The sequence below is a fragment of the Phenylobacterium sp. LjRoot225 genome (assembly GCF_964252855.1).
In the GTDB taxonomy this organism is placed as follows: domain Bacteria; phylum Pseudomonadota; class Alphaproteobacteria; order Caulobacterales; family Caulobacteraceae; genus Phenylobacterium.
In genome coordinates this window covers 363356-389372 of record NZ_CAXUPL020000004.1, presented here as the reverse complement: position 1 = coordinate 389372, position 26017 = coordinate 363356, and the positions used below count along the sequence as shown (strand labels likewise).

Here is a 26017-nt window from a genome sequence, read left to right as displayed (position 1 = left end):
GTAACCCGCCCAAGCCGCAAGCCCCTCAGCCGCTCCAAGGCAGCAGCGCGCCGGAGCGGGCGAGCACGATCGAGAAGGCGGCGTAGATCACCACCGTCAGGGTGAAGCCGGCCCGCCGCAGGATCGGCCAGGAATCCACCCGCCGGCCGCCGCGCCAGACCGCCGGCAGGGCGAAGATGGTGGTCATCGTCAGCGCCGCGGCCACCAGGCTGCAGGCCGAGGCTGTCACCAGCAAGCCGCCGGGCCAGTCGAACACCAGCCGGGCCGGATCGGCGAGGGCCTTGGCGCCCCAGACACCGAAGCTCGCCATGGCGATCAGCCAGAGACCCGCCTGAATGTTCTGGAACATGGCGGCGCGACCCTGCACCTGGCTTTCGCGCAACTCTCGGCGGTCGCGTAGCATCGCGCCGGCCAGGCTGAAGATCGCCGCCAGGCCGGTCAGCCCGGCCAGCAGGATCAGCGCCTCGCGCCAGCGCCAGACGGCGATGCGGTCGAAGCTCTCCATTCCGGTGGTGGTGACAAAGGCCGTGGCGCGCCCGTCGGCCATCTTGAAGGCCAGCCGCTCCTCGCCCTGCAAGGCCACGAACCGTCCCTCGGCTGCCGGCCCCTCCGGGACCCAGACCTTCAGGCCCTCCTCGCCCTTGGTGACGAGCCGCCCGTCCGGCGAGACCCGCACCTCGGTGTCGCCGAGCAGCCGTCCGACGAACCCCTCCAGGCCGGTGTAGGTGCGGCGCGTGGAGAGGTAATGGCCGGCGAAACGCGCCGCCTCGGCGGCCAGCTCGGATGAGCCGGTTCGCGGGTAGGGCGAAGGCGCGGCGTAGAACTCGCGCACCACCGCCTGGGGCAGGTCCTGCACCAGCGGCAGGCCGGTCTCGGTGTTGGCGGCGATGAAGACGCCGAGGCCCAGGTCCGGAGCGGTCACCATGTTGGACACGAAGGCGAGGGTGGCGCCGGGGTGGCCATAGCCGTTGCGGCCGCCGGGCAGCGGTTCGACGACGAAGCCGTGCGCCCAGCCGTTGACGCCGGCCGGCGTGGCGAGGATCGGCGTGCGGAAGGCCTGGGCGGTGCGCGGGCCGTAGATCGAGACCCCGCCGAACTGCCCGCCGCCCAGCAGCGCCAGCATGTAGCGCGCCATGTCGCCGGCGGTGGACGAGGCCGAGGCCGCGGGCGCGATCTGGCCGATGTACTCGTAGGGCCGCCGCTCGAACCCGTCATGGGTCCAATGGAAGCCGTCGGCGACGTCGGCGGCCAGGGCGTCCGGCATCGGCGCGGGCAGAGCGGCCTTCTGCGGGCGCCGCTCGCGGAAGGTGGTGTGGTTCATCCCCAGCGGCAGGAAGATGTCCTCCTCCATCAGCCGCTCGAAGGGCCGGCCGCTGACCCAGGACGTCGCCTCGCCGGCAAGTCCCGCGCCGTAGTGCGAATAGCTGGAGAGCTGGCCTGGCGGGCGCACGCGCCGAGGCCGCTCGCGCCGAAGGTAGAGCTCGAGCGGGCGCACATAGTCCCGATCCTGCTCGTACAGGTGGCCGAAGGCGCGATCCTCGAACCCGGCCGCATGGTCCATCAGGTCGACCACCCGGATCGGCCGGTCGAAGCCCTGGTCGCGAACCTGGATGCGCTCGGGCAGGTAGAGGTTGAGCGGCTGGTCGAGACGCATGCGACCGGCCTCGACCTCCCTCATCACCCCGATCCAGGTGAAGGTCTGCGAGATCGAGCCGAGCCGGAAGAGGGTGCGGTCCGGGTCCACCGGGCTGTCCGGCGACAGGCGCGCGAAGCCATAGCCCTTCTTCAGCAGGATCTGGCCGTTCTGCACCACCGACACGGTGACGCCGGCGACGTGCTGGCGCGCCATGGCCTGCTTCACCAGGCCATCGACGAAGGTCTCCAGCTCGCCCGGCGGGATCGGCTGGCCGGGTTGCAGCCGCGCGCCGGGCGCGGGCGGAGCGGCGGGGGGAACCACAGGCGGGACGCTGGCTGCGGGCGGGAGGGCGGGCGCGGCCGGCGGCGGCGCTGCGACGACTGCGGCCGGCGGGCTGGGCGTCGTCGGCGAGGTCGCGGCCGCTGGCTTGGTGGGCGCGGACGCCGGCTTCGTCGCCGGTCGTGGCTTGGGGCGGGGCTTCGGGACCAGCTTGGTGTAGGGGATCGGCCGCTTCGGGAGGTCCGGCGCGGGGCTGGAGGACGCCGGCGCTTCAGGCGCGGCAGGGGCCGTATTCTGCTTGGTGTAGGGGTAGATCTCCTGCGCGTGGGCGGGCGCGCCGTGGGGCGCCGCCAGCAGGGCGACCAAAGCGACCAGGGCAGGAACCAAAGACCGCATCAGGCGCCACCGGCTTGACCATGGAATGTTCGTCGGTTGTAGGGCGCAAAGTGAGTCCTTCAAAATTGCGCGGGCTGCATGGCGCCGGCAGGCAGGGCGTAGAGCGGAAGGAGGGGCTTGATGGCTGCTCCGATCGATAGCTGCGGCTCGGAGGGAGGGGCCATGCCGGTCTCGATTTCGCGCCGGGCCACGCAGGCCTGGACGGCGCCGGCGAGCTGGCGCAGGTCGTGCGCCGCCGGGAACGACCGCAGGAAACAGTCGTCGAAATAGGGGTAGCGGTCGGCCTCGCCGCAGCCGAACGAGCTGCGGTCGGCGCGCGCGGCGGTCAGCACCATGCGATTGGGGGCGGCGAGCTCGGGCACGAAGACGCCGGAGAAGCAGGCGGAGACGATGACGACGGTGGGCCGGCGGCCGCAGGCCTGATCCAGCATCGCCCCCAGCACGCTGGGCGCCAGCAGATCGTCGCCCACCACCACGCCGTTGGGAGCGCCGTGGGAGCTGAAGTAGACGAGGCAGCCCTCGGGCGCCCGCGCCGTCAGCGCGCTCAAAGCGTCATAGATCCCGTCGATGTCGCTCTTGGCGGGCCGTGGCCGGTAGCGGGCGGGGCGCACCGAAAACTCACGCAGGTTCTGCGCCCGGAAACCGGCGGCGCGGAAGGCGGCGCTGACGTCGCGCCGGGCGTTGTCGAAGGCTTCGGAGGGGCCGCCCTCGTGCCCATGCCAGTCGCCGGCCACCACGACGGCGGCCCAGTTGGCGAAGGGCGAGGCGGAGCTGGACGGAGAGGCAGGCGGCGGGGCTGCGGCGGCCGGAAGCGCCAGGGCGAGCCAGAGTGCGAGCGCCAGTCTGGCCAGCTCTCGCATCTAGCGGTCCGCCCTCACTTCTTTCGGAACTGGTCGAGCGAGACGATCTTGGTCTCGCCGGCCACAGGCTCCGCGGACGGGTCCTCAACCTCGGCCGGAGGGGCGGGCTGGGGGCGGGCGTCGGCGATGGCGGCCGGCGGCGCTTCGAACTGCAGCAGGAACTGGACGCTGGGGTCGTAGAAGCGAGTCACCGCGGCGTAGGGAATGCTCAGCCGCTTGGGCTGGCCGCCGAACTGCAGGGTGACGGAGAAGAAGGTCTCTCCGGGCGCAAGGTCCCAGTACTGATGCTGCAGGACGATGGTCATCTCGTCCGGGTACTTGCCCAGCAGGTCGGTCGGCCCGGAGACGCCGGCCGCATCGGTCTTGAAGGTGATGTAGAAGTGGTGGGCGCCGGGCAGGCCTCCGGGCGCGGCGGCGCGCTTCAGCGCAGCCTTGACCACCCCGCGAAGGGCGTCCTGAGCCATCGCCTCGTAATGCATCAAGTCCTGGGCCGGCGGGTCCTGGGCCAATGGTGTCTCCGACGAAACGCGTCTGGTTGAAGGTAGCGCGCGGGCTGCGCGGCGGAAAGGGCCCCAAGCGCCTGAAATTCGCGAGAATCCCATTCGCGGGGATCAGGCGGACGCCTGGCTCAGCGGGAGAGAATGAAGTGGAGGGATTCTGTTGGCAGGCTCCCTCCGGCCCCGCCTAACGCTGCTAAGACGTTAGGGCTTTAAGATCGAAATTCGACGAACCGCTTACGCGGCCAGCCGGACTTCTTGAGCGAAGTTATCGTTCGCAGTTAGAAAAAGACCCGGAACGGTGGGTCAAGCCGAGAGAAGGCAAACACCTTTAGACGTCTGTCGATGCTGATCGGCCCCATGCTTCCAGCGAAAATTTGGCTGTCCGGCGATAACCCGGAGGAAGATTGGTGGAGCCGCCGGGAATCGCACCCGGGTCCAGTCCGCTTATTACGTGCGCGTTTATCTCCATAGTCGGGCGAACCCGACGCTGAGGAATATAGGCGCTGCGGATTAGGATTTGAAGAAGCTGAGTTCGCGAATTGAAATTGGCGCCGGGACGGGGATGTAGCGCAACAGCGGCAGGGCCAGCGCGAAATAGAGCGCCGGCGGCGTCCAGATGTAGGTCAGGAAGCCTGCGGTCGCCAGACCGTAGAGCGGCCAGCGCGGATCGCGGATGCGCGCCAGATAGGACGCCACGGCCGGGGCGAGCAGCACGTACTCGTAGTTCATCGCATAGGGCGAGATGAGCAGGATGCCGCCGAACAGGGCCATCAGCCGGTCGGGCATCTCCGTCTTGTTGGCGAAGGTGAACCAGACCATGGCGATGGCGACCGGGATCAGCAGATAGGCCCAGGCGCCGTTGTAGCCCGCGCTGGTCAGCCAGGCGTAGGGGGTGGCGCCCGTAGCCAACAGGCCGTGGTTGGTGGTGACCAGCTGCTTGAAGCGCGGCAGGGCGGCCAGCCAGTCGAACCAGATCCCCGGACCCCAGATCATCGCCGAGGCCGAGCAGACCACCATGCCGGTGAGGCCGGCGACCATCAGGGTGCGGATCCGGCCCTCAGCGAGGAAGGCCAGCGGCGCCAGCAGGACGAACTGCGGCTTCAGGCAGGCGGCGAGGCCGAGCATCACGCCGGCGAGGTTCGGCCGGTCCTTCAGCGCCAGGGCCCCGATCACCAGCCCGCCCATGATGAAGGGCATCTGCCCGCAGTCGACGACCAGCAGGACGCAGGGCGACAGCGCCACCCACCAGGGCGCCCCGACCTTCAGCGTCGCCCACATGTAGAGCGCGCCCGTCACCGCGACCCAGAGCGCCAGGCCCACGTAGTAGGGGAAGACGGCGAAGGGGATGAAGACGAACAGCGCCGAGGGCGGATAGATGTAGGGGCGGATGTCGCGCGGCCCGAGCGGCCAGCCCTGGACGTCGGTGTTGTGAATGAAGTCGTAGAGCAGGTGCGGCTGGCTCAGCGCCGTCTTCGCGCCCGCCCAGAAGCAGGAATAGTCTGCGCCGAGGATCTGGACTCGCACCAGGACCAGAAGGTCCTGATAGTCTTCCCACATGGCATAGGCCATGAGGCCAAGGGCCAGCACGGCCAGGGCCATCCAGACGATTCGGCTCAGCTGCATATGCGCCCCATAGACGACCGTTTGGTGCACTGCAATACGGCGCTAAATACATCAATCGACAAAGGGTTTGCGCTCGCGGCGGCGGCGAACGCCTGGGGTCTTGCTGAAAATCTCAGCGTTCACCCGGTCCGGCGGCGAGGTCAGGGCGCTTCCGGCTGCGGCTCGGGCTCGGCGCCGGGCGGCTGGGCCCGGCTGGTGGGCGCGGCCTTCAGCACCCCGCCCGCGCCCGTGAAGTCCAGGTAGGCCTGGCGCTCGGGGCCGAAGTCGATGCGGCTGCGGAACAGGATGTCGAAGCGCGGGTCGTGGCCCAGCGCCGAGCGGAGCGCGGGCTCCAGCGCATCGGCCGCCTGGCCGACGACGACGTCGTCGCAGGCCCGGTGCAGGGAGCGCGACCCGCTGCGGGTCAGCAGCGTCAGATCGTAGCCCACCCCCGAGACGCAGACCACGTCGGTGGTCGAGGCGTCGTGCACCTGCTGGACCTCGCGCGGGGTCGACCACATCGGATGGCCGCGCAGGACGACGAAGCTCTGGGTCGCCTCAGGCGCGAGCTCGGCGTCGAAGCCGATGCGCCGGCCGACGCCCGCCTCGCAGCAGGCGTAGCCGGCGCGGCCCTGGACGAAGCCGCGGCCGTCGCCGCGGACGGTCACGCGCACGATGCTCTGGCGGACGTTGCGCGCCGGCCGGACCCAGACCTCGAGGATCATCTCGTCGCCGCGCAGCAGCTGCCACTGCAGCGGCATCAGCCCCCAGAGGCGATAGGTGGCCGCCTCGACGCCGTTGTCGATCACCGGCAGGCGCTGGCCGCGCGGCAGGCGTCGGCCGCCGAGCGGATCGGCGGCCTCCGACGGCATAGGCCGCTTGTCGTCCCACCAGCTTTGCGGGTCGGGCGCGGGGAAGGGCCAGATGTCCGCCTCGGCGGGCGGCGTCCCCGGCGGCGGTCCGGCCTGGGCGGGACGCGGGCGCGCGAAAATCTGCGCCTGGGCTGGGCCGGCCAGGGCCGCGGCGGCGGCCAGGATCAGGATCGCGCTGCGCACGGGAGTGAAGAGCCGCAGGAGCGCGCGGGTTCCTCGCGGCCAGGCCGAACGCCCCCTCCGTCTCGCTGCGCGAGCCACCTCCCCCGCTGCGCGGTGGAGGATCTGGGCCGAAGATGCTCCACCGCAACGCGGGGGAGCTTTCAGCGAAGCTGACTGAGGTGGCGTTCGGCGCTGGCGTTAAAGCGGCTTTGCGCCGCGCTGGATGGAGAGCACGCCGGTGCGCGAGACCTCGACCAGGCCCAGGGGCCGCATCAGCTCGATGAAGCTGTCGATCTTGTCGGGCGCGCCGGTGATCTCGAAGACGAAGCTCTCATGCGTGGTGTCGATCACCTTGGCGCGGAAGATGTCGCTGACGCGCAGGGCCTCGACCCGGTCGGCGCCGGCGCCGCGGACCTTCACCAGGGCGAGCTCGCGCTCCAGGCCGTTGGGGTCGCGGGTGACGTCCTGGACGTGGCGGGTGGAGACCATCTTCTCCAGCTGCGCCTCGATCTGCATCAGCACGTGCGGCGTGCCGCGGGTGACGATGGTGACCCGGCTGGTGTGCGAGCGCCGGTCGGTCTCGGCGACCGTCAGGCTCTCGATGTTGTAGCCGCGCGCGGCGAACAGGCCGACCAGCCGGTGCAGCACGCCTGGTTCGTTGTCCACCAGCACGGCGAAGGTGGCCAGGTTCTCCGGCTCTTCGTCATGGGCCAGGTCGTAGACGGAGGCGGGCTGCGGGTCGGTGGTCATCGTTCGTTTCCGGCGAATTGTCGCGCGTGACCTCTCACACGGCGCCCGCCGCCGCAACCACATCGTTCAGCTCTTCGCCGGCAGCGGTTTCCCTTGGGCTCAGGAGGCAGGCGCGGCGCCTCCCACAGCGCGCGCTGGAGATGGCGCAGGCGCTCGTCATATCCGGGCTCCCACGGAAGCAGGCCCGCCCTATCCGACAGAACGAACTGATAGGCTTCCAGGCCGACGCGCATGCCGGTCCTGGCGAACCGTCGCATGCAGGCGAGCGTCAGCCATTCGCCCGTATGGTCCGGATGGACCTTCCGCCAGACGCAGCGCGTGTCGGTGAACGGCGCCTGGAGCCCGTCTTCGATCGCCAGCTGGCGCGTGCGCGCGGCTTCAAAGCTTCTCCAGAACAGCTCGTTGGCGACGGCCTTCGGCAGGTCGAAGGCGACAAGCTCCGGATGGTCGAGGGACTCGTCGAAGCCGATCGTGTAGGCCCACGACGGCGCCGAGCGATGGTCGCCCACGTAGACGCCGGACCAGCCGTGGCGGCGGATCTCATTCCCCTGCCGCTGCTGGACCCAGGACACTCGAAGCCGGTCGAAAACATTCATGCCGGGACGCTGTCAGGCCGCGGGTCGTCCGGCGGCTCGTAGAGCGCCGGCTGCCATTTGCGGACAGCCTCGTCATATCCGGGCTCCCACGGGAGAAAGCCCGATCTGTCCGTGGCCACGAGCTGGAAGGCCTGCAGGCCGTCGGCGTCGCCCTTGACGATGCGACGTCGCTCTCTCGCCAGGCCCACCCACCCGTTGGCGAGCTGCCCGGGATGCACCTTGCGGAGGACGCATCGGCACGGCCCGTCCTGCGCCCAGACCATGCCGTCTTCCAAGGCCAGTTCGCCGGCCTGCAACTCCTGGAAGGCGACATGGAACTGATTGACGGCGACCTCGACGGTCTGGTCGAAGGCGATCAGTTCGGGCTGGTTCAGGGTCTCGTCGAAGCCGACGGTGTAGAAGAATCGCGGCGCCGCATCGTGCGGAAGCTGAAAAGGAATCGCGGTCCAGCCGCTCGCCTTCACGTGGCGAGCCACCTTCCGCATCTGGCCGCTGAGCCAGAGACGTTCGCGCAGGCTCGGACGACGGCCGTTGCAGAAGAACATCAGCTCCGGCGGTGTCACGCAGCGCTCTCCATGGCGTCGGCTGGACCGGAACGTTCCATGAACATTATCCGCATGTCAACGGCCGAGCTTGCAACCGTCGCTCGCACGGTCAGATTCGCCCGATGTCCTCGCTGCGCATGCCCCAGAGCCTTTCCAAGCGACTCGGCGTCGAGACCGGCGAAGCGGTGCTCAACTACGAGATCCTGCAGGAGCAGGCCGCAGCTCTCGGCCGCCTCGGCGCGAAGCTGGAGCAGGCGCTGGCCGTCCTGCGGGCGCATGAGGGCGAAGGCCGCGCCGCCGTGCTGAAGGAGGCGACGGACGCGGCCTGGTGTTTCTTCGTCCAGCGCGAGGTGCTGGGCCTGCGCGACCGCGCCGAGGTGGTCGCCCGGCACGAGATCCCGCGCGAGGTGCTGGTCCGCATCGGCGCGCGATAACCGGGAAATAACAATCTTCAGTCGTCATGCCCGCGTCAGAGCTATCAGACGGAGCGCTGACCTCGCGCGATGCGTTTAGCCGCGACGGCCGACCAGGGCGAACATGGCGCGCTGCGGATCGACCCCCTGAATGATCCAGTCGCCGCCCGGCACCTCCATCGGCCCGTTGACCACCTGGCCGCCGCCGCGCGTCACCCGCTCGACCGCCGCGTCGATGTCGCCGACCTGGAAGTAGTAGAGCCAGGCCGGACGCGGGATCTGGTCCGGCTTCTTCATCATGCCGCCGATCTGGCCGTCCTGGTTGGAGAACAGCTGGTAGGTCCCCATCGGGCCCATATCCATCGCCTCGTCCTTCTTCCAGCCGAACAGGGCCGCGTAGAAGGCGAAGGCTGTCTCCAGCTCGCCGGCGTAGAGTTCGTGCCAGCTGGTGTGGCCCTGGGTCCCCTGCGGCGCCCTCGGCCGCCCGGTCTCCATCGGCGCGGGCTTCATGATCTCGAACACCGCCCCATGCGGATCCGCGACCACCGCGAAGCGGCCGATGCCGGGGATGTCGGCGGGCGGCCGGATCACCGAGCCGCCGAGGCTGTTGATCTTGTCGGCGGCCGCGTCGCAGTCGTCGACGTCGACGTAGCCGGACCAGTTGGGCGGGACGCCCATCGCCTTGGCTTCCGGCGGGATCAGCATCAGGCCGCCGACTCCGTTCCCGTCCGCGTTGGCCACCGTGTAGGTGAAGCCGTCGCCAGGCATGTCCTGAAAGGTCCATCCCACCACGTCGCCGTAGAAGGCCTGGGCGGCCTTCGGGTCGGTGGTCAGCAGTTCGTACCAGATGAAACGGCCGTGATCGTCGCTCATCGCAGCGCCTCCGTTTGGGTGAGAGAAACCATGATCGGGGTTTCCTGCGAAGGACGCGCGACGGAATACGGTTCCGACAGGAGGAGCGCGAATTTCATCCATGACAGCAACGGGACTCCAACAGGAACTGGACACTCGCCCCGAGACGTTGATCCCCTGAGCGTCATCGGCTCAGCTCATCGGGCCCGCAGGATTTCTGCGCTTTAAACCGAAGTGGTTCGGTAGGATTTTGAGCTCTCCCGTGTGCGAGAGCGTCATGCCCATCCCCAACCCTCCCCCGTTCGGCCTCGGCGCGCCGTTAAGGTCCTTCCGGCTGCCGGAGCCGCTCACCGGGCGGCTGGTCGGACCGGAGGACTTTCCGGAGGCGCAGGGCCTCCTTGTGGCCTTCATCTGCAACGCCTGCCCAGACGTGCAGCATGTGGCCGGCGCGCTCGCCGCGCTCACACGGGATCTCGACCCCCTCGGCCTGCGCGTGCTGGCGGTGAACTCCGACGCATCCGACGCTGCGGAGGAGGCGCCTTCCGCCGTCGCCGCCGAGGCGCTGCGGCGGGGCTATGTCTTCCCCTACCTGATCGACCAGACCCAGGCGGTGGCGCGCGCCTACCAGGTCGGCTGCACCCCGGACTTCTACCTGTTCGACCGCGACCGACGGCTCGCCTACCACGGGCGTTTCGACGAGACCCGGTTCGGCGGCGGCCGGCCGGCCCACGGCGCGGACCTGCGCCATGCCGTCCTCCAGATCCTCAACGGCCGCCCAGCGCCGCAGCACCAGGTCGCCGCCGCCGGATGCCGGCTGCTTCCGCCCCGGGATGGGTCACAGCCGGTGCAACATGCAGACGGCGAGCGCCACACTGCGCATCATGACCTGGGACTGCATCCCCGTCGCGAGCGGCGTGATGTGCGAATTTAGATGACTTGTCCCACCCGCACGGTAGCCTGAGATCCGATGCGTTTCGTCGTCGCCCTCCTGGCTATTCTCGGCCTGCTCGCGAGCCCGGTCACCGCCGCGGCGGCCCAGGCCGCCTGCAGCGGGCATGCCGACCAGGTCATGGCGGGCATGCCCATGGGGGACATGAGCGGAATGCATCATACCGATGGCCAGAAGCCCGACCCCTGTTGCGACCCCGGCAAGGACCAGGTTCATTCCAGGCATCAGGCTTCCGACTGCGTGCAGGCCTGTGCGGCGATGTCCGGCGTCGTGGCCGCGCTGCCGAGCACGCCGGCTGCCGCCCCGCTGCGGCTGATTGAGCGAGCGCCGCGCCCCGCGGTGCTGGCGTCGCTGCATCCCCACGAGCCCAGTCGGCTCGAACGACCTCCCAGATCGATCGGCTGATCCTGCGGGCCTGAGCCCGCAGGATCGAGCGCCCGGACTCTGTCCGGGTTTCCTGATCGATTCCAAGGGAGCTTTCCCATGACCAACCGTAACTTCACGGCCCTCGGCGCGCTGGCGCTTGGGCTCTCCATCGCCACATCCGCCGCCTTCGCGCAGCCCTATGGCAAGGGCGGGAACTACGCCCTTGCGCCCACCGCGCAGGCCTCGGTTCAAGACGACCACAGGGGCCACATGCGTGACGCCCAGTGCGACTGCTCGATGATGAATGGCGCCGGGTCCATGCGCGACCAGTGCATGTCCATGAGCGGCGACCATCGCGGCGCGACCTCCCAGCCCGGTCAGCCCGGCTAGTCGGCTCCCAACCCCGCAGCCCCTATTCCCGCCGCGGGGACGGAGGGCGGCGGCGGGAGGCTCGCGCCGTCCGCCGCCGCTTCCGGCCGGTCGAATCCCGCCATTTCCATCCCAGGAGCCAACATGCGGCCCTATTGGCTGATGCTGACATCGGCGCTGTTCGCCAGCGCGGCGCACGCGGCCCCGCTCACCTTCGATGCGGCGCTGAAGCTCGCAGGCGAGACCGCGCCGAGCCTTGAAGCCAAGGCTCTGGACGTGCGGGCGGCGCAGTCGGCGGCCGTCGCCGCCGGCCGGCTGCCCAATCCGAAGCTGCGTTTCGGGCTCGACAACTTCCCGATCTCCGGCCCGCCGGCCGGCCGGTTCGGGCCTGACAGCATGACCATGGCCACGGTCGGGGTCATGCAGGACGTGCCGAACGGCGCCAGGCGCCGCGCCGCGCGCGAGCGAGGCGCCGCCGACATCGGGGCGGCGCAAGCCAGCCAGGTCATCGAAGCCCGGAACGTCCGGATTGCGGCGGCGTTGGCGTGGGTCGATCTCTGTTTCTCGACGCGTCGGCTTGCGGCGCTGGACGAGATCGAGGCCGCGCTCGAGCCGCTGCGGAAGACAGCGCCGTCGCAGCTTGCCTCAGGCGCCGCGCGACCTGCGCAGACCGTGGAGCCCGAACAACTGCTGGCCGCCCTGGGCGACCGGCGGGCCGACTTGGCCGCCGCTGTGGCCAAGGCGCGCGCCGAGCTTGCACGCTGGACCGGTGATGCCGAGCCCGAGGTCGCGGGAGGCCCGCCGGATAAAAAGATCGATCCGGCCAAATTGCGCGCCGGCCTGGATCGTCATCCTTCGCTCCTGGCCTACGACGCCATGGGACGCCAGGCCGGCGCCGATGTGGCGGCGGCCCGGGCCGAGAAGCGCCCGGACTGGAGCTGGGAGCTCGCCTACCAGCGCCGCGACCCGATGTGGGGCGACATGGTCTCGCTCGAGGGGACGGTGAGCCTGCCGCTGTTCGGCAAGAAGCGTCAGGATCCGGTGATCACCGCACGGACGGAGACCGCCTCGCGCGTGCGGATCGAGCGGGAGGCGACGCAGAGAGCCCTCGTCGCCCAGCTCGACGCCGACCTCGCCGATCACCTCATGCACCACAACCGGCTGATGCGCGCCCAGAGCACGCTCGTGCCCCTGGCCAAGCGCAAGGCGGACCTCGAGAGGTCGAGCTACGCCGCCGGGACGGCCAGTCTGTCCGATGTGCTGCAAGCCCTCGTCGCGCTGGCCGAAGCCCGCGTCGACGCCCTGGACCGCGAGGCGGACGTGGTCCGCGACGCCGTCCGCATCAACCTCACCTACGAGACCTCGAACCCATGAGCCCGATCCGCTCCTTGACACCCGCGCACCTGGCGCTCGGCGCGGCCCTCATCGCCGTGGTCGCGGGCGCGACGGGCTACGGCCTTGCCCACCTCGGCAAGGCGCCGGACCCCGCTGCGCAGGCGCCGGCTGGGGGCCGCAAGGTCCTCTACTGGTACGACCCGATGGTCCCGGCGCAGCACTTCGACAAACCGGGCAAGTCCCCGTTCATGGATATGCAGCTGGTCCCCCGCTACGCGGACGAGGGGCCGGGCGCCGCATCCGGCGTCCAGATCGATCCGGTCCGGCTGCAGAGCCTCGGGGTCCGGTATGCGACCGTCGAGCGCGCCATCTTCGCCGACGAGCTCACCGCCCCGGGCGTGCTGGAGTTCAACCAGCGCGACGTCGCCATCGTCCAGGCCCGTGCCAACGGCTTCGTGCAACGGGTCTACGGCCGCGCCCCGGGCGACGTCGTGCCCGCCGGCGCGCCGATCGCCGACCTGCTGGTCCCGACCTGGGGCGGCGCCCAGGCGGAGTACCTGGCGGTGCGGCGCACCGGCGATCCGGCCCTGGAAGCGGCTGCGCGCCAGCGCCTGCGGTTCCTCGGCATGCCGGATGGTCTGATCGAAGCGGTCGCGCAGCGCGGCCGGGCGCAGACGGTCGTCACGATCACCAGCCCGATCGGCGGGGCCATCCAGACCCTCGACGTCCGCCAGGGCATGGCCGTCAACATGAGCCAGACGCTCGCCCAGGTCTCCGGGCTGAGCACGGTGTGGCTCACGGCGGCCGTGCCGGAGGCGCAAGCCGGCCAGGTCCGGACCGGAGCGCCGGCCCGCGTCGAGCTCGCCGCCTTCCCGGGCGAAGCCTTCACCGGGCGCGTCGCCGCCATCCTTCCCGCCGCGCAGGCGGCGAGCCGAACCCTGCAGGTCCGGGTGGAGCTGGCGAACACCGGCGGTCGACTGCGACCGGGGATGTACGGAACGGTTCACCTGAGCGGGGCTGCACACCCGGCCCTGTCCGTCCCGTCGGAGGCGGTGATCCGCACCGGCAAGCGCGCCATCGTCATGGTCGCCGGCGCGGGCAGCCGATTCCAGCCGGTCGAGGTTCAGGTCGGCCGCGAAGATGGCGATCGTACGGAGATCCTGGCGGGCTTGAACGAAGGCCAGAAGGTGGTCGCCTCCGGCCAATTCCTGATCGACTCCGAAGCGAGCCTCGCCGGTCTCCAGGCCCAACCGTTGAGCGCAGCGCCCGCAACGCCCCCGCCACAGCCGCAGGCCGCTCTCTACGAGACGCGCGGCCGGATCGAGGCGCTCACGACGGACTCCATCACGCTGAGCCATGAGCCGGTCCCGGCGATCGGCTGGCCGGCCATGACCATGACCTTCAAGCTCGGGTCGCCTGCGCTCGCCAAGGGCGTGAAGGTCGGCGACCGCGTGGCCTTCAGGTTCGAGCAGAAGCCGGACGGGCCGGTCGTGCAGCGGCTGGCGCCGGTGGCGGCCCAATGATCGCCGCCCTGATCCGCGCGTCGGTTCGGCATCGCATCTTCGTCCTGCTGGGCGCCCTGGCCCTGCTCGCAGCCGGGATCGTCGCCCTGCGCTCCACACCGGTGGATGCGCTGCCGGACCTCTCGGACGTGCAGGTGATCATCCGCACGCCCTATCCGGGCCAGGCGCCGCAGATCGTCGAGAACCAGGTCACCTATCCGCTGGCCACCACCATGCTGTCGGTTCCGGGCGCCAAGACGGTGCGCGGCTATTCCTTCTTCGGCGACAGCTTCGTCTACGTGCTGTTCGAGGACGGGACGGATCTCTACTGGGCCCGCTCGCGGGTGCTGGAATACCTCAACCAGGTGCAAAGCCGCTTGCCGGACACGGCCAAGCCAGCGCTCGGGCCCGACGCGACCGGGGTCGGTTGGGTCTACGAATACGCTCTCGTCGACCGGACCGGCCGCAACGACCTCTCGCAGCTGCGGTCGCTGCAGGACTGGTTCCTGCGCTACGAGCTGAAAACCCTGCCGGGCGTGGCCGAGGTCGCCAGCATCGGCGGCATGGTCAAGCAGTACCAGGTGGTGCTCAACCCGGTGAAGCTCGCCGCCTATGGCGTCACCCACCAGCAGGTGGTCGCGGCGATCCAGCAGGCCAATTCGGAGACCGGCGGCTCGGTGCTGGAACTGGCCGAGGCCGAGTACATGGTCCGCGCCTCCGGCTACCTTAAGAACTTGGACGACTTCCGCGCCATCCCGCTGAAGACCGCGGCCGGCGGGGTTCCAGTCCGGCTGGGCGATGTCGCCACAATCCAGCTCGGACCAGAAATGCGCCGCGGCGTCGCCGAGCTGAACGGTCAGGGCGAGGTCACTGGCGGGGTGGTGATCCTGCGTTCGGGCAAGAACGCCCGGGCCACCATCGCGGCGGTGAAAGACAAGCTTGCGGAGCTAAAGAAGAGCCTGCCGCCCGGCGTCGAGATCGTCCCGACCTATGACCGCTCGCAGCTCATCGACCGGTCGATCAGCAACCTGCGCGAAAAGCTGATCGAGGAGTTCATCGTCGTCGCCCTGGTCTGCGCGCTGTTCCTCTGGCACCTGCGCTCGGCCCTGGTGGCGATCCTGACCCTGCCGCTGGGCGTCGTCTTCGCCTTCCTGGTCATGCGGGCCCAGGGGGTGAACGCCAACATCATGTCGCTGGGCGGCATCGCCATCGCCATCGGGGCGATGGTCGACGCCGCCGTGGTGATGATCGAAAACGCCCACAAGAAGATCGAGCGCTGGGAGGCGGCCCATCCCGGCGAGCACCTGCACGGCGAGAAGCGCTGGATCGTCATCACCGAGGCCGCCGCCGAGGTCGGGCCGGCGCTGTTCCTCAGCCTGATCATCATCACCCTCAGCTTCGTGCCGGTGTTCTCCCTGCAGGGTCAGGAGGGACGGCTGTTCTCGCCGCTGGCCTTCACCAAGAGCTACGCCATGGCCGGCGCGGCGATCCTCTCGGTGACCCTGGTCCCGGTGCTGATGGGCCTGCTGATCCGCGGCCGCATCCCGGCCGAGAGCAGCAATCCGATCAACCGCTGGCTGGCCGCCGCCTATAAGCCGGTCCTGGACTGGGTGATGCGCCAGCCGCGAACGACCCTCGTCGTCGCGGTGCTGGCCTTCGCCACCACGGCCTGGCCGCTGGCGCATCTCGGCGGCGAGTTCATGCCGCAGCTCAACGAGGGCGACCTGCTCTACATGCCCTCGGCCTTGCCGGGGATCTCCGCCGCCAAGGCCGGGGAGCTGCTCCAGCAGACCGACCGGCTGATCAAGACCGTGCCGGAGGTGCAGAGCGTATTCGGCAAGGCCGGCCGAGCGGAGACCGCCACCGATCCGGCGCCGATGGAGATGTTCGAGACCACCATCCAGTTCAAGCCGCAGAGCCAGTGGCGCCCAGGCATGACGCCGGAGAAGCTGGTCGAGGAGCTGGACCGGACGGTGAAGGTCCCGGGCCTCGCCAACGTCTGGGTCCCGCCGATCCGCAATCGCATCGACATGCTGGCCACCGGCATCAAGAGCCCGATCGGCGTGAAGGTGTCCGGCGCAGATCTCGCCGAGCTGGATCGCATCGCCCATGACGTCGAGACGGTCGCCAAGACCGTCCCGGGCGTCAGCTCCGCCCTCGCGGAGCGACTGACCGGCGGGCGTTACGTGGACGTCGACATCGATCGAGCCGCCGCCGCCCGCTACGGCCTGAACATCGCCGACGTGCAGGCGATCGTCAGCGGCGCTGTCGGCGGTGAAAATGTCGGCCAGGCGGTGGAGGGACTGGCGCGCTATCCGATCAACGTCCGCTATCCGCGCGAGCTGCGCGACAGCCTCGAAGGCTTGCGCGCCCTGCCGATCCTGACCCCGGGCGGGCAGCAGATCACGCTTGGGACCGTGGCGAAGGTGCAGATCGCCGACGGGCCGCCGATGCTCAAAACCGAGAACGGCCGGCCATCGACCTGGGTCTATGTCGACGTGCGCGGGCGCGACCTGGCCTCGGTCGTGGGCGATCTGCAGAAGGCCGTGGCCAAGGACGTGAAGCTCTCGCCCGGCGTCTCGATCGCCTACTCCGGCCAGTTCGAATACCTGCAGCGGGCCGTCGAGCGGCTCAAACTCGTCGTGCCGGCCACACTGCTGATCATCTTCCTTCTGCTCTACATCACGTTCGGGAGGTTCGACGAAGCGGCCCTAATCATGGGCACCCTGCCCTTCGCGCTCACCGGCGGGATCTGGATGCTGTACCTCTTGGGCTTCCACCAGTCGGTCGCCACCGGGGTGGGGTTCATCGCACTCGCCGGCGTCTCGGCCGAGTTCGGCGTGGTCATGCTGATCTATCTGAAAGACGCGCTGGCGGTTCGCGGCGACGACCCGACGGAGACCGAAGTCGCCGAGGCGGTCCGCGAAGGCGCGCTGCTACGGGTCCGGCCGAAGGCCATGACCGTGGCTGTGATCCTGGCCGGCCTGCTGCCCATCCTCTTCGGCCACGGCGCCGGCTCGGAAGTGATGAGCCGCATCGCCGCTCCGATGATCGGCGGCATGCTGACCGCGCCGCTGCTCTCGATGTTCGTCATTCCCGCCGGCTACCTGCTGCTACGCCGGCGGCGATCCCTTCCTGCAGCCTCTCAACCCAAGGAGATCCCATGAAATTCTCGACCGTTGTCACGCTCGCCGGCCTTGCCGTGGCGACCTTCGCCGCGCCCGCCTTCGCCGACGATATGAAAGGCATGGCGAGGAGTCCGGCGGCTGCCAAGACAGGTCACGCGACCGGCGTCGTCACGGCGGTGGATTCGAAGGCCAAGACGGTCACGATCAAGCACGGCCCCATCCCCGCGATGGGCTGGCCGGCGATGACCATGACCTTCAAGGCGAATCCGCCCGTCCTCGCCAGCGCGGTGAAGGCCGGCGACAAGGTGAGCTTTGACGTGAAGGTTCAAGGCAGCTCCAACGAGGTCACGGCGATCCGAAAACAGTGACCGACGGAGCCCCAATCGCCATCGCCGTTCACCGATTGGAATCCACGCACAGCTTAAGCTGCGGATCCTGGCGGGGGATCGCAAGCCTTTGTGCCAAAACGAGATTTTGGAACCGCTCCCGAACGCGAAACCGCGCGTCTTAACCGACCTTAAGACGCCGTTTACCAAATCACTGGGAAATTACTGCCTAGCGACAGGCGCGAGCGATTCACGCCTGACGCGACGCCTTTGGGGGAAGGACGTGTGCGTTGAGTAAGGTTCTGGCGGCGCTGCAGAGGTTCGGGATCGGGCGCCTCGTCGCCCTGCTCGGCATCGGCGCCGGCGTGGCCGCGGCCCTGGTGGCCGTGACCATGAACCTGGGCGAACCCAAGGCGCTCCTCTATTCCAACCTCGACCTCAAGGAAGCCGGCTCCATCACCCAGGCGCTGGACCAGGCGAACGTGAAGTACGAGGTCAAGGGCGACGGCTCGACCATCCTGGTGTCGCGCGACGAGGTCGCCTCCACCCGCCTGATGCTGTCGTCCAAGGGCCTGCCGACCGCGGGCTCGGTCGGCTACGAGATCTTCGACAACGCCAATGCGCTGGGCCAGACCGACTTCGTCCAGCAGCTGAACCGCCAGCGCGCCCTGGAAGGCGAGCTCGGCCGCACCATCCAGGGCCTCGACGGCGTCACCTCGGTGCGCGTGCACCTGGTGCTCCCCAAGCGCCAGCTGTTCGAGGAAGAGGCCGAACAGCCGTCGGCCTCGGTCAACATCGTCGTCGGCGGCCGCGAGCCCTCCGCCGAACAGGTCCGCGCCATTCAGAACCTGGTGGCCAGCGCGGTCCCCAGCCTGAAGCCCGACCGGGTCACCGTCGTCGACCAGCACGCCAAGACCCTTTCGGGCGGCGAGCAGGGGCTGGCGTCCGAAGCCGACAGCCGCAAGGCCGACGTCGAGCAGCGCATCTCCAAACAGGTGAAGTCGCTGGTGGAAGGGGTGGTGGGCGCGGGCAAGGCGCGGGTCAACATCACCGCCGACCTGCAGCTGAGCCAGGTCACCGTCCAGCAGGAGACCTACGATCCGGACGGCCAGGTGGTGCGCTCGGAATCGACCACCGACGAGAACTCCAAGCAGAACGAGCCGGAAGGCGTCGGCCAGGTCTCGGCCTCCGCCAACATCCCGGGCGGAGCCTCGCCTGGCAGCGCCAACGCCTCCTCGGCCAGCGGCAAGCAGGAATCCACCACCAACTACGAGATCTCGCGCACGACGCGCACCGAGGTGCAGGCGCCCGGCGACGTCAAGCGGCTGTCGGTGGCGGTGGCCGTCGACGGCGTCACCGGCCCGCCCGGCAAGGACGGCAAACCCGGCGCCTACACCCCGCGCAGCGCGCAGGAAATGCAGCAGATCGAGCAGTTGGTGCGCTCGGCGGTGGGCTACAACGAAAGCCGCGGCGACCAGGTCACCGTGGTCAACGTGCGCTTCCCCAGCGTCGAGGATCCGGACGGCGTGACCACCGCCAATCCGCTGATGGGCTTCGACAAGAACGACATCATGCGCGCGGCCGAACTCGGCGTGCTGGCGATGGTGGCGATCCTGATGATCCTGTTCATCGTCAAGCCGATGCTGTCCTCGACGGGCGGCGGCGGGCGCGGCGGCGGCGGGAGCCTGCCGATGCTGCCCGGCCAGCCCGTGACCCGCATCGCGGCTGCCGCCGACGGCCAGCCGATGCAGCTGGCGGTCGATCCGGTCACCGGCCAGCTCGCCCTGCCCGGTCCGACCGGAAACGGCGAGCTGGACCAGAAGATCGACATCGCCCGCATCGAGGGCCAGGTGAAGGCGAGCTCCGTCAAGCGGGTCGCCGAATTCGTCGAGCGTCACCCCGAGGAATCCGTCGCCATCCTCCGTAGCTGGCTTCACGAAACATGAAGCTGCCCGCGAAGAAGACCGTCAGCGACGTCGCCCGCCTGACCGGGCCGGAGAAGGCCGCCATCGTGCTGCTGTCGCTCGGCGAAGAGCACGCCCACGTCTGGCAGTCGCTCGACGAAGAGGAGATCAAGGAGATCTCCCAGGCCATGGCCAGCCTCGGCAATGTCCACTCCGGCGTGGTCGAGGACCTGCTCGTCGAGTTCGTCTCCGGCATGTCCGGGGCCGGAGCGATCATGGGTTCGTTCGAACAGACCCAGAAGCTGCTCTCGGCGATCATGCCGCCGGAGAAGGTCGACGCCCTGATGGAGGAGATCCGCGGTCCCGCGGGTCGGACCATGTGGGACAAGCTCGGCAATGTGAACGAGGCGGTTCTCGCCAACTATCTGAAGAACGAATACCCCCAGACCGTCGCCGTCGTGCTCTCCAAGATCCGCTCGGAGCATGCGGCCCGGGTGCTGGCCGCCCTGCCCGAGGACTTCGCGCTGGAATGCGTCACGCGCATGCTGCGCATGGAGCCCGTGCAGCGCGAGATCCTCGACAAGATCGAGCAGACGCTGCGCACCGAGTTCATGTCCAACCTGGCGCGGACCTCGAAGCGCGACTCCCACGAATTGATGGCCGACATCTTCAACTCGTTCGACCGCCAGACCGAGTCGCGCTTCATCACCGCGCTTGAGGAGCGCAACCGCGAGTCCGCCGAGCGGATCCGCGCCCTGATGTTCGTCTTCGAGGATCTGAACAAGCTCGATCCCGGCGGGGTGCAGACCCTGCTGCGCGCGGTGGAGAAGGACCAGTTGGCGCTGGCGCTGAAGGGGGCCTCCGACGTGCTGCGCGAGATGTTCTTCTCCAACATGAGCGAACGCGCCGCGAAGATCATGCGCGAGGACATGGAGACCATGGGTCCCGTGCGCCTGCGCGACGTCGACCAGGCGCAGATGGCCATGGTCCAGGTGGCCAAGGACCTCGCCGCCAAGGGCGAGATCATGCTGGCGACCTCCAACTCTGAAGATGAGTTCGTGTACTGATGTCGACCGCCCCCCATCAGAGATTCGTCTTCGACACCGAATTCGACGCCGCCGGCGACGTCTCCTACGTCGCGCCACGGCCGAAGCGCAGCTTCACCCCGGAAGAGGTCGAGGAGATCCGCCAGAAGGCTCGCAGCGAGGGCGAGCGCGCGGCGATCACCAGCATCACCGCCCAGCAGATGGCGGCGCTCTCCGAAATCGCGCGCGCCTGCAGCCAGGCCCTCCCGACCCTGGCCAATGTCGCCCACCAGCACCGCATCGGCGCCGCCGAGCTGGCGCTGGCCTGCGGTCGGGCCATCGCCGGCGCAGCCCTCGACCGGTTCCCGGAAGGGGCGGTGCAGGCGGCGATTGAGGCCCTGGGCCGCGAGATCGAGGCTGCTCCCCGGCTGATCGTCACCGCCTCGGCCGAGCTCGCCGAACATCTGCAGGGCAGGCTGGACGAAACCGCCGCCCGGGCGGGTTTCACCGGCGCCATCCAGGTGCGCGCCGACCTCGGCATGGGGCTGCACGCCTTCACCCTCGATTTCGGCGACGGCGCGGGAAGCTTCGATCCCGCCGCCGCTGCGGAACGCGTCACCGAGGCCCTGCAGGCGGCTCTGGCCGCCGAGGGCCTGCATGGCGAAGCCCTGACACTCGACGGCGAAGGCTGACCTTCATGTCCGATTTGAAGCTCGACGAATTCAACGAAGGGGGCATCCCCGACGCGCCGCACGAAGAGGACAAGACCGCGACCGATCTCGCGCCGGTCTTCGACGTGCCGGTGAACATCTCGGCGGTGCTGGGCCGGGCGCACCTGTCGGTCGCCCAGCTGCTGCAGCTCGCCCAGGGCAGCGTGCTGGAGCTCGACCGCAAGGTCGGCGAAGCCATCGACATCTATGTGAACAACCGCCTGGTGGCGCGCGGCGAGGTCGTCATCGTCGACGAGCGGCTGGGCGTGACCATGACGGAAATCATCAAGGACGGCGACGCACAGGCCTGACGGTCGGCGCGAAACGTAAGGAGACGGGACAATGCGACTTCTTGTCGTCGGAAAACTGAACGGACAGCTGTCCAGCGCCGCAAAGCTGGCGATGAGCGCAGGCGCGAAGGTGAGCCACGTGGAGAGTATCGAGGCGGCCACCCACGCGCTTCGCGCCGGCCAGGGCGCGGACCTGCTGATGGTCGACTACCAGCTCGACATCCGGGCGCTGATCGCGGCCAACGAGGCCGAGCGGATCCGGGTGCCGGTGGTGGCCTGCGGGGTGGCGGCCGATGCGGCCGGCGCCGCCGCGGCGATCAAGGCTGGGGCCAAGGAATTCATCCCCCTGCCGCCCGACGCCGAGCTGATCGCCGCGGTGCTGGCGGCGGTGGCCGACGACAATCGGCCGATGGTCGTTCACGACCCGGGCATGATGAACGTGCTCGGCCTGGCTGACCAGGTGGCCGGCTCCGACGCCTCCATCCTGATCACCGGCGAGAGCGGCGTCGGTAAGGAAGTCATCGCCCGCTACGTGCACCAGAAGTCGCGTCGCGCCTCGAAGCCCTTCATCAGCGTCAACTGCGCGGCCATCCCCGAGAACCTGTTGGAAAGCGAGCTCTTCGGCCACGAGAAGGGCGCCTTCACCGGCGCCGTGGCCCGGCGCATCGGCAAGTTCGAGGAGGCCAACGGCGGCACCCTGCTGCTGGACGAAATCTCCGAGATGGACGCGCGCCTGCAGGCCAAGCTGCTGCGCGCCATCCAGGAACGGGAGATCGACCGGGTCGGCGGCTCCAAGCCGGTGCGGGTGGACATCCGCATCCTCGCCACCTCCAACCGCGACCTGATCCAGGCGGTGAAGGAGGGGACCTTCCGCGAGGACCTGCTCTATCGCCTGAACGTGGTGAACCTGAAGCTGCCGCCGCTGCGCGAGCGCCCCGGCGACATCATCGCGTTGGCCGAGCATTTCGTGAAGAAGTACGCCGCCGCCAACGGCGTGCCGGAGCGGGCGCTCGCCGCCGAGGCGCGCCGCCGGCTGGTGACGCACCGCTGGCCCGGCAACGTGCGTGAGCTCGAAAACGCCATGCACCGCGCCGTCCTGCTGGCGATCGGGCCGGAGATCGAGGAGGCGGCCATCCGCCTGCCCGACGGCCAGCCGCTCTCGTCGATCGATCCGCACGCCCGCGCCGCCCAGCACGCCTCGGTCGCCGCCGAAACCGCCACGCGCGGCTTCGTCGGCCAGACCGTGTCCGAGATGGAGCAGCAGTTGATCCTCGACACCCTGGAGCACTGCCTGGGCAACCGCACCCATGCGGCCAACATCCTGGGCATCTCGATCCGCACCCTGCGCAACAAGCTCAAGGAATATTCCGAGGCCGGCGTCTCGGTGCCCGCCCCGCAGATGGGCGCCAGCGCCGCCTGACCCGTTCAGCCGCCTCGAACTGACCGTCCTGTCAAAGCCCCTCCCCTTCGGGGGTGGGGCTTTTGCATGCCCGCCGTCCGACGCCGCACCGGCCCTGTCGCGCGGCCCGCCCGGAGAGGCTGCCGACGGCCCCCCGACACGGATTCATCCATTCAGACGTTTCAGGTTATCGAGGCATAGAGCCGCACGACATCTCTATGCGTAGGTATTTGTGACGCAACCTTGGGTTATGTATGTGTCATTTTCGCCACCACAGATCGATTCTCGTGGCATTGGGCCAGGTTGTTTGCCTGACTAAGCATTTCTTCGCCGCAAAAAAGGCGGACGCGAGTTCCAGCCTTCTACCAAGAGGGTGCGTCAATGCGTCTCCGCACACCTTCTCGCCACAGTCTTTCCCAAATTGGCGACTCCGGTCAAAACTGAATCGTGATCGGTCCATCGTCGATTGAAACCGTCCTGTTCGTCGCTTGCGCGCGATCGCGTAGGCGCGGCATTTAGATGGCCGACACCGGCTTTTCCGGGCTGCGCACCAATGCGCCGACCCCGCGGGAGGTCTGGGGCTGGGTCGCCCGTGGCGACGTCGCCATGGCGATCGGCATCGTCGGCATCGTCGTCCTGCTCATCCTGCCGGTGCCAGCCCTCGTGCTGGACCTGCTGCTGGCGATCTCGATCACCAGCGCCGTGCTGATCCTGATGACGGCGCTGATGATGCGCCGCCCGCTGGATTTCACCAGCTTCCCGACCGTGCTGCTGGTCACCACCCTCTACCGGCTGGGCCTCGACATCGCCTCGACGCGGCTGATCCTCGGCCACGGCCATGAGGGCGTGCACGGCGCCGGCCACGTCATCGAGACCTTCGGGCGACTGATGATGGCCGGCAACTTCGCCATCGGGGTGATCGTCTTCGCCATCCTGGTGATCGTGAACTTCGTCGTCATCACCAAGGGCTCCAGCCGGATCGCCGAAGTGGCGGCCCGCTTCACCCTGGACTCCATGCCCGGCAAGCAGATGGCGATCGACGCCGATCTGTCGTCGGGCCTGATCGACCAGGAAACGGCCAAGACGCGCCGCAAGGAGTTGGAGCAGGAAAGCACCTTCTTCGGGGCCATGGACGGCGCCTCGAAGTTCGTGCGCGGCGATGCGATCGCCAGCCTGATCATCGTCGCCATCAACATCATCGGCGGCATCCTGATCGGGGTGATCCAGCACAAGGTGCCGATCCTCCAGGCGCTGTCGACCTACACCATCATGACCATCGGCGACGGCCTGGTCAGCCAGATCCCGGCGCTGATCATCTCGATCGCCGCCGGCTTCCTGGTGTCGAAGTCCGGCGTCGAGGGCTCCGCCGACAAGGCGCTCGTCGCCCAACTGGCGATGAACCCGATCAGCCTGGGCATGGTCTCCGCCGCCGCCGGCGTGCTGGCCCTGGTGCCGGGCATGCCGATCATTCCGTTCGCGGCGATCTCCCTGGGCGCCGGCGTCCTCGCCTGGCGGCGGGCGCACAAGGTGGCGGAGCCGGCGGTCAACATCGCCACGGACGCGGCCAACGCCGAGCCGGAAGAGGAGCCGATCGCCGCCAGCCTGGCCATCGACGAGATCAAGATCGAGCTCGGCTACGGCCTGCTGGGCCTGATCAACGATCTCGAGGGCCGCCGGCTCACCGACCAGATCAAGGCGCTGCGGCGCACGCTCGCCTCGGACTTCGGCTTCATCATGCCGGCGGTGCGGATCCTCGACAACATGCGCCTGCCCTCCCAGGGCTACAGCATCCGCATCAAGGAGATGGACGCCGGCCAGGGCGAGGTGCGGCTCAACCAGCTGATGGCGATGGACCCGCGCGGCGGCCAGGTCGAGCTGCCCGGCGAGCATATGCGCGAGCCGGCCTTCGGCCTGCCGGCCACCTGGATCGACGACTCCTTGCGCGAAGAGGCGACATTCCGCGGCTACACGGTCGTCGACCCGGCCACCGTGCTGACCACCCACCTGACCGAGATCCTCAAGGAGAGCATGCCGGACCTGCTCTCCTACGCCGAGGTCCAGAAGCTCCTCAAGGAATTGCCGCCCGAGCAGAAGAAGCTGGCCGACGACCTGATCCCCAGCGTGGTGACCGCCACCACCGTCCAGCGCGTGCTGCAGACCCTGCTGCGCGAACGGGTCTCGGTCCGCGACCTGCCGGCGATCCTGGAAGGCATCGGCGAGGCCGCGCCCCACACCACCTCGGTCACCAACCTGGTCGAGCAGGTGCGCGCGCGACTGGCCCGCCAGCTCTGCTTCGCCAACCGCGGCGACGACGGGAGCCTGCCGATCATCACCCTGTCGCCCGACTGGGAGATGGCCTTCGCCGAGGCCCTGGTGGGCGCCGGGGAGGAGAAGCAGCTGGCGCTGGCGCCCTCGCGATTGCAGGAGTTCATCCGCGGCGTCCGCGACACCTTCGAGCGCGCCGCCCTCAGCGGCGAGTCCCCGGTCCTGCTGACCAGCCCGGCGATCCGGCCCTATGTCCGCTCGATCGTCGAGCGCTTCCGCGGCCAGACCCCGGTGATGAGCCAGAGCGAAATCCATCCGCGCGCCCGGCTCAAGACCGTCGGGCAGATCTAGACCGCAAGGACGGAGCGACGTCACGGACGTTGCAGCCCGCGGCGGGCGCTGCTAGCGGTTCAACGAAGGGGCGTCTACGGCTCCGCTACTTCTGGGAAACGGATGCGGCGACCTCTGAACAGACCTCAAGGCCCGGGCGCAGCCCTGATCTGGGACCTGCTCACCTTTGACCGGCTGATGACCAATACGGTCGTCCACCTGATCTACTGGGCAGGCCTGGCCATCGTCGCTGTCGGCGTGTTCGGCTTCATCGGCGCCGCCGTCGGCGTGGCGATCCGCGACCCCTTCCCGTGGGGCTTGCTGATGGCGATCCCCGTGGCGGTCGTGGGCCTGGTCGCGATGGGCGCGCTGCTGCTGCTGTGGCGCTCGTTCTGCGAATTCTACGTCGCCATCTTCAAGATCAGCGAAGACCTTTCGGCCCTGCGCGCCGACATGGAAGCCGAGAAGACCAAGACCGACCGCTAGAGCGAGATGGCGACAGGCCGAGGCGCCAGGCCCCGACTTCACGCCTCGCTGAACACATGCCTCGGTAGGTGTCTTGGGTCATAACTTAGTATAGGTTGTGTCCAAACCCACCTGGGGCGGATCATGCCAAACCATTCTCGCGGGCTCCGATCCTCAAGCGACGCGCTGGA

The 26017-nt window shown here is 68.9% G+C and carries 24 protein-coding genes and 1 other RNA gene; 15 read left to right on the top strand and 10 right to left on the bottom strand.

Going from position 1 to position 26017, the window contains the following annotated elements; all coding sequences use genetic code 11:
* Window positions 1-25: 25 nt before the first annotated feature.
* From ACSQ2B_RS21925 to ACSQ2B_RS21885, 9 genes are all read right to left on the bottom strand, one after another.
* Window positions 26-2311, bottom strand: a complete 2286-nt coding sequence (locus ACSQ2B_RS21925) for a serine hydrolase domain-containing protein (RefSeq protein ID WP_436053266.1) — start codon at window positions 2309-2311, stop codon at window positions 26-28.
* 59 nt (window positions 2312-2370) lie between these two features.
* Window positions 2371-3171, bottom strand: a complete 801-nt coding sequence (locus ACSQ2B_RS21920) for a C13 family peptidase (protein ID WP_436053264.1) — start codon at window positions 3169-3171, stop codon at window positions 2371-2373.
* A 14-nt stretch (window positions 3172-3185) separates the two neighbouring features.
* A complete protein-coding gene (locus tag ACSQ2B_RS21915) occupies window positions 3186-3650 on the bottom strand; it encodes an SspB family protein (protein WP_436053748.1) in 465 nt (154 codons plus the stop codon).
* A 166-nt stretch (window positions 3651-3816) separates the two neighbouring features.
* Window positions 3817-4197: a transfer-messenger RNA gene (ssrA, locus tag ACSQ2B_RS21910) on the bottom strand.
* Window positions 4182-5294 carry a glycosyltransferase family 87 protein gene (locus ACSQ2B_RS21905; RefSeq protein WP_436053263.1) on the bottom strand — a complete coding sequence of 371 codons (1113 nt, stop codon included), beginning with the start codon at window positions 5292-5294 and terminating at the stop codon, window positions 4182-4184. The genes ssrA and ACSQ2B_RS21905 overlap by 16 nt, the downstream gene beginning before the upstream one ends.
* Before the next feature lie 140 nt (window positions 5295-5434).
* A complete protein-coding gene (locus tag ACSQ2B_RS21900) occupies window positions 5435-6328 on the bottom strand; it encodes a hypothetical protein (protein ID WP_436053262.1) in 894 nt (297 codons plus the stop codon).
* 177 nt (window positions 6329-6505) lie between these two features.
* The gene (gene ilvN, locus ACSQ2B_RS21895; protein ID WP_436053261.1) at window positions 6506-7057 is read right to left on the bottom strand and encodes an acetolactate synthase small subunit; all 552 of its coding nucleotides are present in this window, start codon (window positions 7055-7057) and stop codon (window positions 6506-6508) included.
* The gene (locus tag ACSQ2B_RS21890) at window positions 7054-7653 is read right to left on the bottom strand and encodes a DUF4262 domain-containing protein (protein ID WP_436053260.1); all 600 of its coding nucleotides are present in this window, start codon (window positions 7651-7653) and stop codon (window positions 7054-7056) included. The genes ilvN and ACSQ2B_RS21890 overlap by 4 nt, the downstream gene beginning before the upstream one ends.
* Complete coding sequence (locus tag ACSQ2B_RS21885) at window positions 7650-8216, bottom strand: DUF4262 domain-containing protein (RefSeq protein ID WP_436053258.1); 567 nt, start codon at window positions 8214-8216, stop codon at window positions 7650-7652. Before ACSQ2B_RS21885 ends, ACSQ2B_RS21890 begins: the two co-directional genes overlap by 4 nt.
* Window positions 8217-8320: 104 nt before the next feature.
* Here ACSQ2B_RS21885 and ACSQ2B_RS21880 point away from each other — a divergent pair, with 104 nt between their 5' ends.
* On the top strand, window positions 8321-8632 hold the full coding sequence (locus ACSQ2B_RS21880; protein WP_436053256.1) for a DUF6665 family protein: 312 nt from the start codon (window positions 8321-8323) through the stop codon (window positions 8630-8632).
* Between the two features lie 75 nt (window positions 8633-8707).
* Here the strand turns inward: ACSQ2B_RS21880 and ACSQ2B_RS21875 are convergent, their stop codons facing one another.
* Window positions 8708-9484: a VOC family protein gene (locus ACSQ2B_RS21875; RefSeq protein ID WP_436053254.1), complete on the bottom strand. Its 777-nt coding sequence runs from the start codon at window positions 9482-9484 to the stop codon at window positions 8708-8710.
* 256 nt (window positions 9485-9740) lie between these two features.
* Here ACSQ2B_RS21875 and ACSQ2B_RS21870 point away from each other — a divergent pair, with 256 nt between their 5' ends.
* The 14 genes from ACSQ2B_RS21870 to ACSQ2B_RS21805 all read left to right on the top strand — a co-directional run bounded on the left by ACSQ2B_RS21870 (window position 9741) and on the right by ACSQ2B_RS21805 (window position 25847).
* Window positions 9741-10394 carry a thioredoxin family protein gene (locus ACSQ2B_RS21870; protein WP_436053252.1) on the top strand — a complete coding sequence of 218 codons (654 nt, stop codon included), beginning with the start codon at window positions 9741-9743 and terminating at the stop codon, window positions 10392-10394.
* A gap of 36 nt (window positions 10395-10430) precedes the next feature.
* Window positions 10431-10817: a hypothetical protein gene (locus tag ACSQ2B_RS21865; protein WP_436053250.1), complete on the top strand. Its 387-nt coding sequence runs from the start codon at window positions 10431-10433 to the stop codon at window positions 10815-10817.
* A 78-nt stretch (window positions 10818-10895) separates the two neighbouring features.
* Window positions 10896-11168, top strand: a complete 273-nt coding sequence (locus ACSQ2B_RS21860; protein ID WP_436053249.1) for a hypothetical protein — start codon at window positions 10896-10898, stop codon at window positions 11166-11168.
* 123 nt (window positions 11169-11291) lie between these two features.
* Complete coding sequence (locus ACSQ2B_RS21855) at window positions 11292-12521, top strand: TolC family protein (RefSeq protein WP_436053247.1); 1230 nt, start codon at window positions 11292-11294, stop codon at window positions 12519-12521.
* Window positions 12518-14005: an efflux RND transporter periplasmic adaptor subunit gene (locus tag ACSQ2B_RS21850; RefSeq protein ID WP_436053245.1), complete on the top strand. Its 1488-nt coding sequence runs from the start codon at window positions 12518-12520 to the stop codon at window positions 14003-14005. Before ACSQ2B_RS21855 ends, ACSQ2B_RS21850 begins: the two co-directional genes overlap by 4 nt.
* Window positions 14002-17151, top strand: coding sequence for an efflux RND transporter permease subunit (locus ACSQ2B_RS21845; RefSeq protein ID WP_436053243.1), 3150 nt, complete (start codon window positions 14002-14004; stop codon window positions 17149-17151). Before ACSQ2B_RS21850 ends, ACSQ2B_RS21845 begins: the two co-directional genes overlap by 4 nt.
* Window positions 17148-17480 (top strand): copper-binding protein, encoded by a 333-nt coding sequence (locus tag ACSQ2B_RS21840; RefSeq protein ID WP_436053241.1) that lies wholly within the window; start codon window positions 17148-17150, stop codon window positions 17478-17480. The genes ACSQ2B_RS21845 and ACSQ2B_RS21840 overlap by 4 nt, the downstream gene beginning before the upstream one ends.
* Window positions 17481-17728: 248 nt before the next feature.
* Window positions 17729-19384 carry a flagellar basal-body MS-ring/collar protein FliF gene (gene fliF, locus ACSQ2B_RS21835; protein ID WP_436053239.1) on the top strand — a complete coding sequence of 552 codons (1656 nt, stop codon included), beginning with the start codon at window positions 17729-17731 and terminating at the stop codon, window positions 19382-19384.
* A complete protein-coding gene (fliG, locus tag ACSQ2B_RS21830) occupies window positions 19381-20409 on the top strand; it encodes a flagellar motor switch protein FliG (protein WP_436053237.1) in 1029 nt (342 codons plus the stop codon). Before fliF ends, fliG begins: the two co-directional genes overlap by 4 nt.
* Window positions 20409-21059 carry a flagellar assembly protein FliH gene (locus ACSQ2B_RS21825; RefSeq protein ID WP_436053235.1) on the top strand — a complete coding sequence of 217 codons (651 nt, stop codon included), beginning with the start codon at window positions 20409-20411 and terminating at the stop codon, window positions 21057-21059. The genes fliG and ACSQ2B_RS21825 overlap by 1 nt, the downstream gene beginning before the upstream one ends.
* Window positions 21060-21064: 5 nt before the next feature.
* Window positions 21065-21388 (top strand): flagellar motor switch protein FliN, encoded by a 324-nt coding sequence (gene fliN / locus ACSQ2B_RS21820; RefSeq protein ID WP_436053233.1) that lies wholly within the window; start codon window positions 21065-21067, stop codon window positions 21386-21388.
* Window positions 21389-21419: 31 nt separating this feature from the next.
* Entirely contained in the window at window positions 21420-22787 is a 1368-nt protein-coding gene (gene flbD, locus ACSQ2B_RS21815; RefSeq protein ID WP_436053231.1) for a sigma-54-dependent transcriptional regulator FlbD, read from the top strand.
* A gap of 585 nt (window positions 22788-23372) precedes the next feature.
* The gene (flhA, locus tag ACSQ2B_RS21810) at window positions 23373-25382 is read left to right on the top strand and encodes a flagellar biosynthesis protein FlhA (protein WP_436053746.1); all 2010 of its coding nucleotides are present in this window, start codon (window positions 23373-23375) and stop codon (window positions 25380-25382) included.
* 102 nt (window positions 25383-25484) lie between these two features.
* On the top strand, window positions 25485-25847 hold the full coding sequence (locus tag ACSQ2B_RS21805; RefSeq protein WP_436053229.1) for a DUF4282 domain-containing protein: 363 nt from the start codon (window positions 25485-25487) through the stop codon (window positions 25845-25847).
* The last annotated feature ends 170 nt before the right edge of the window (window positions 25848-26017 follow it).

What these genes read in the sequence shown, in the direction of transcription:
- ACSQ2B_RS21855 (WP_436053247.1), top strand. Translation starts at nt 11,292, where the DNA reads ATGCGGCCCTATTGGCTGATGCTGACATCGGCGCTGTTCGCCAGCGCG.
- ACSQ2B_RS21865 (WP_436053250.1), top strand. Translation starts at nt 10,431, where the DNA reads ATGCGTTTCGTCGTCGCCCTCCTGGCTATTCTCGGCCTGCTCGCGAGC.
- ACSQ2B_RS21925 (WP_436053266.1), bottom strand. Translation starts at nt 2,311, where the DNA reads ATGCGGTCTTTGGTTCCTGCCCTGGTCGCTTTGGTCGCCCTGCTGGCG.
- ACSQ2B_RS21805 (WP_436053229.1), top strand. Translation starts at nt 25,485, where the DNA reads ATGCGGCGACCTCTGAACAGACCTCAAGGCCCGGGCGCAGCCCTGATC.
- ACSQ2B_RS21860 (WP_436053249.1), top strand. Translation starts at nt 10,896, where the DNA reads ATGACCAACCGTAACTTCACGGCCCTCGGCGCGCTGGCGCTTGGGCTC.
- ilvN (WP_436053261.1), bottom strand. Translation starts at nt 7,057, where the DNA reads ATGACCACCGACCCGCAGCCCGCCTCCGTCTACGACCTGGCCCATGAC.
- fliG (WP_436053237.1), top strand. Translation starts at nt 19,381, where the DNA reads ATGAAGCTGCCCGCGAAGAAGACCGTCAGCGACGTCGCCCGCCTGACC.
- flbD (WP_436053231.1), top strand. Translation starts at nt 21,420, where the DNA reads ATGCGACTTCTTGTCGTCGGAAAACTGAACGGACAGCTGTCCAGCGCC.
- ACSQ2B_RS21905 (WP_436053263.1), bottom strand. Translation starts at nt 5,294, where the DNA reads ATGCAGCTGAGCCGAATCGTCTGGATGGCCCTGGCCGTGCTGGCCCTT.
- ACSQ2B_RS21920 (WP_436053264.1), bottom strand. Translation starts at nt 3,171, where the DNA reads ATGCGAGAGCTGGCCAGACTGGCGCTCGCACTCTGGCTCGCCCTGGCG.
- flhA (WP_436053746.1), top strand. Translation starts at nt 23,373, where the DNA reads ATGGCGATCGGCATCGTCGGCATCGTCGTCCTGCTCATCCTGCCGGTG.
- ACSQ2B_RS21915 (WP_436053748.1), bottom strand. Translation starts at nt 3,650, where the DNA reads ATGCATTACGAGGCGATGGCTCAGGACGCCCTTCGCGGGGTGGTCAAG.
- ACSQ2B_RS21870 (WP_436053252.1), top strand. Translation starts at nt 9,741, where the DNA reads ATGCCCATCCCCAACCCTCCCCCGTTCGGCCTCGGCGCGCCGTTAAGG.
- ACSQ2B_RS21875 (WP_436053254.1), bottom strand. Translation starts at nt 9,484, where the DNA reads ATGAGCGACGATCACGGCCGTTTCATCTGGTACGAACTGCTGACCACC.
- ACSQ2B_RS21850 (WP_436053245.1), top strand. Translation starts at nt 12,518, where the DNA reads ATGAGCCCGATCCGCTCCTTGACACCCGCGCACCTGGCGCTCGGCGCG.
- ACSQ2B_RS21890 (WP_436053260.1), bottom strand. Translation starts at nt 7,653, where the DNA reads ATGAATGTTTTCGACCGGCTTCGAGTGTCCTGGGTCCAGCAGCGGCAG.
- ACSQ2B_RS21880 (WP_436053256.1), top strand. Translation starts at nt 8,321, where the DNA reads ATGTCCTCGCTGCGCATGCCCCAGAGCCTTTCCAAGCGACTCGGCGTC.
- ACSQ2B_RS21825 (WP_436053235.1), top strand. Translation starts at nt 20,409, where the DNA reads ATGTCGACCGCCCCCCATCAGAGATTCGTCTTCGACACCGAATTCGAC.
- ACSQ2B_RS21845 (WP_436053243.1), top strand. Translation starts at nt 14,002, where the DNA reads ATGATCGCCGCCCTGATCCGCGCGTCGGTTCGGCATCGCATCTTCGTC.
- ACSQ2B_RS21840 (WP_436053241.1), top strand. Translation starts at nt 17,148, where the DNA reads ATGAAATTCTCGACCGTTGTCACGCTCGCCGGCCTTGCCGTGGCGACC.
- fliN (WP_436053233.1), top strand. Translation starts at nt 21,065, where the DNA reads ATGTCCGATTTGAAGCTCGACGAATTCAACGAAGGGGGCATCCCCGAC.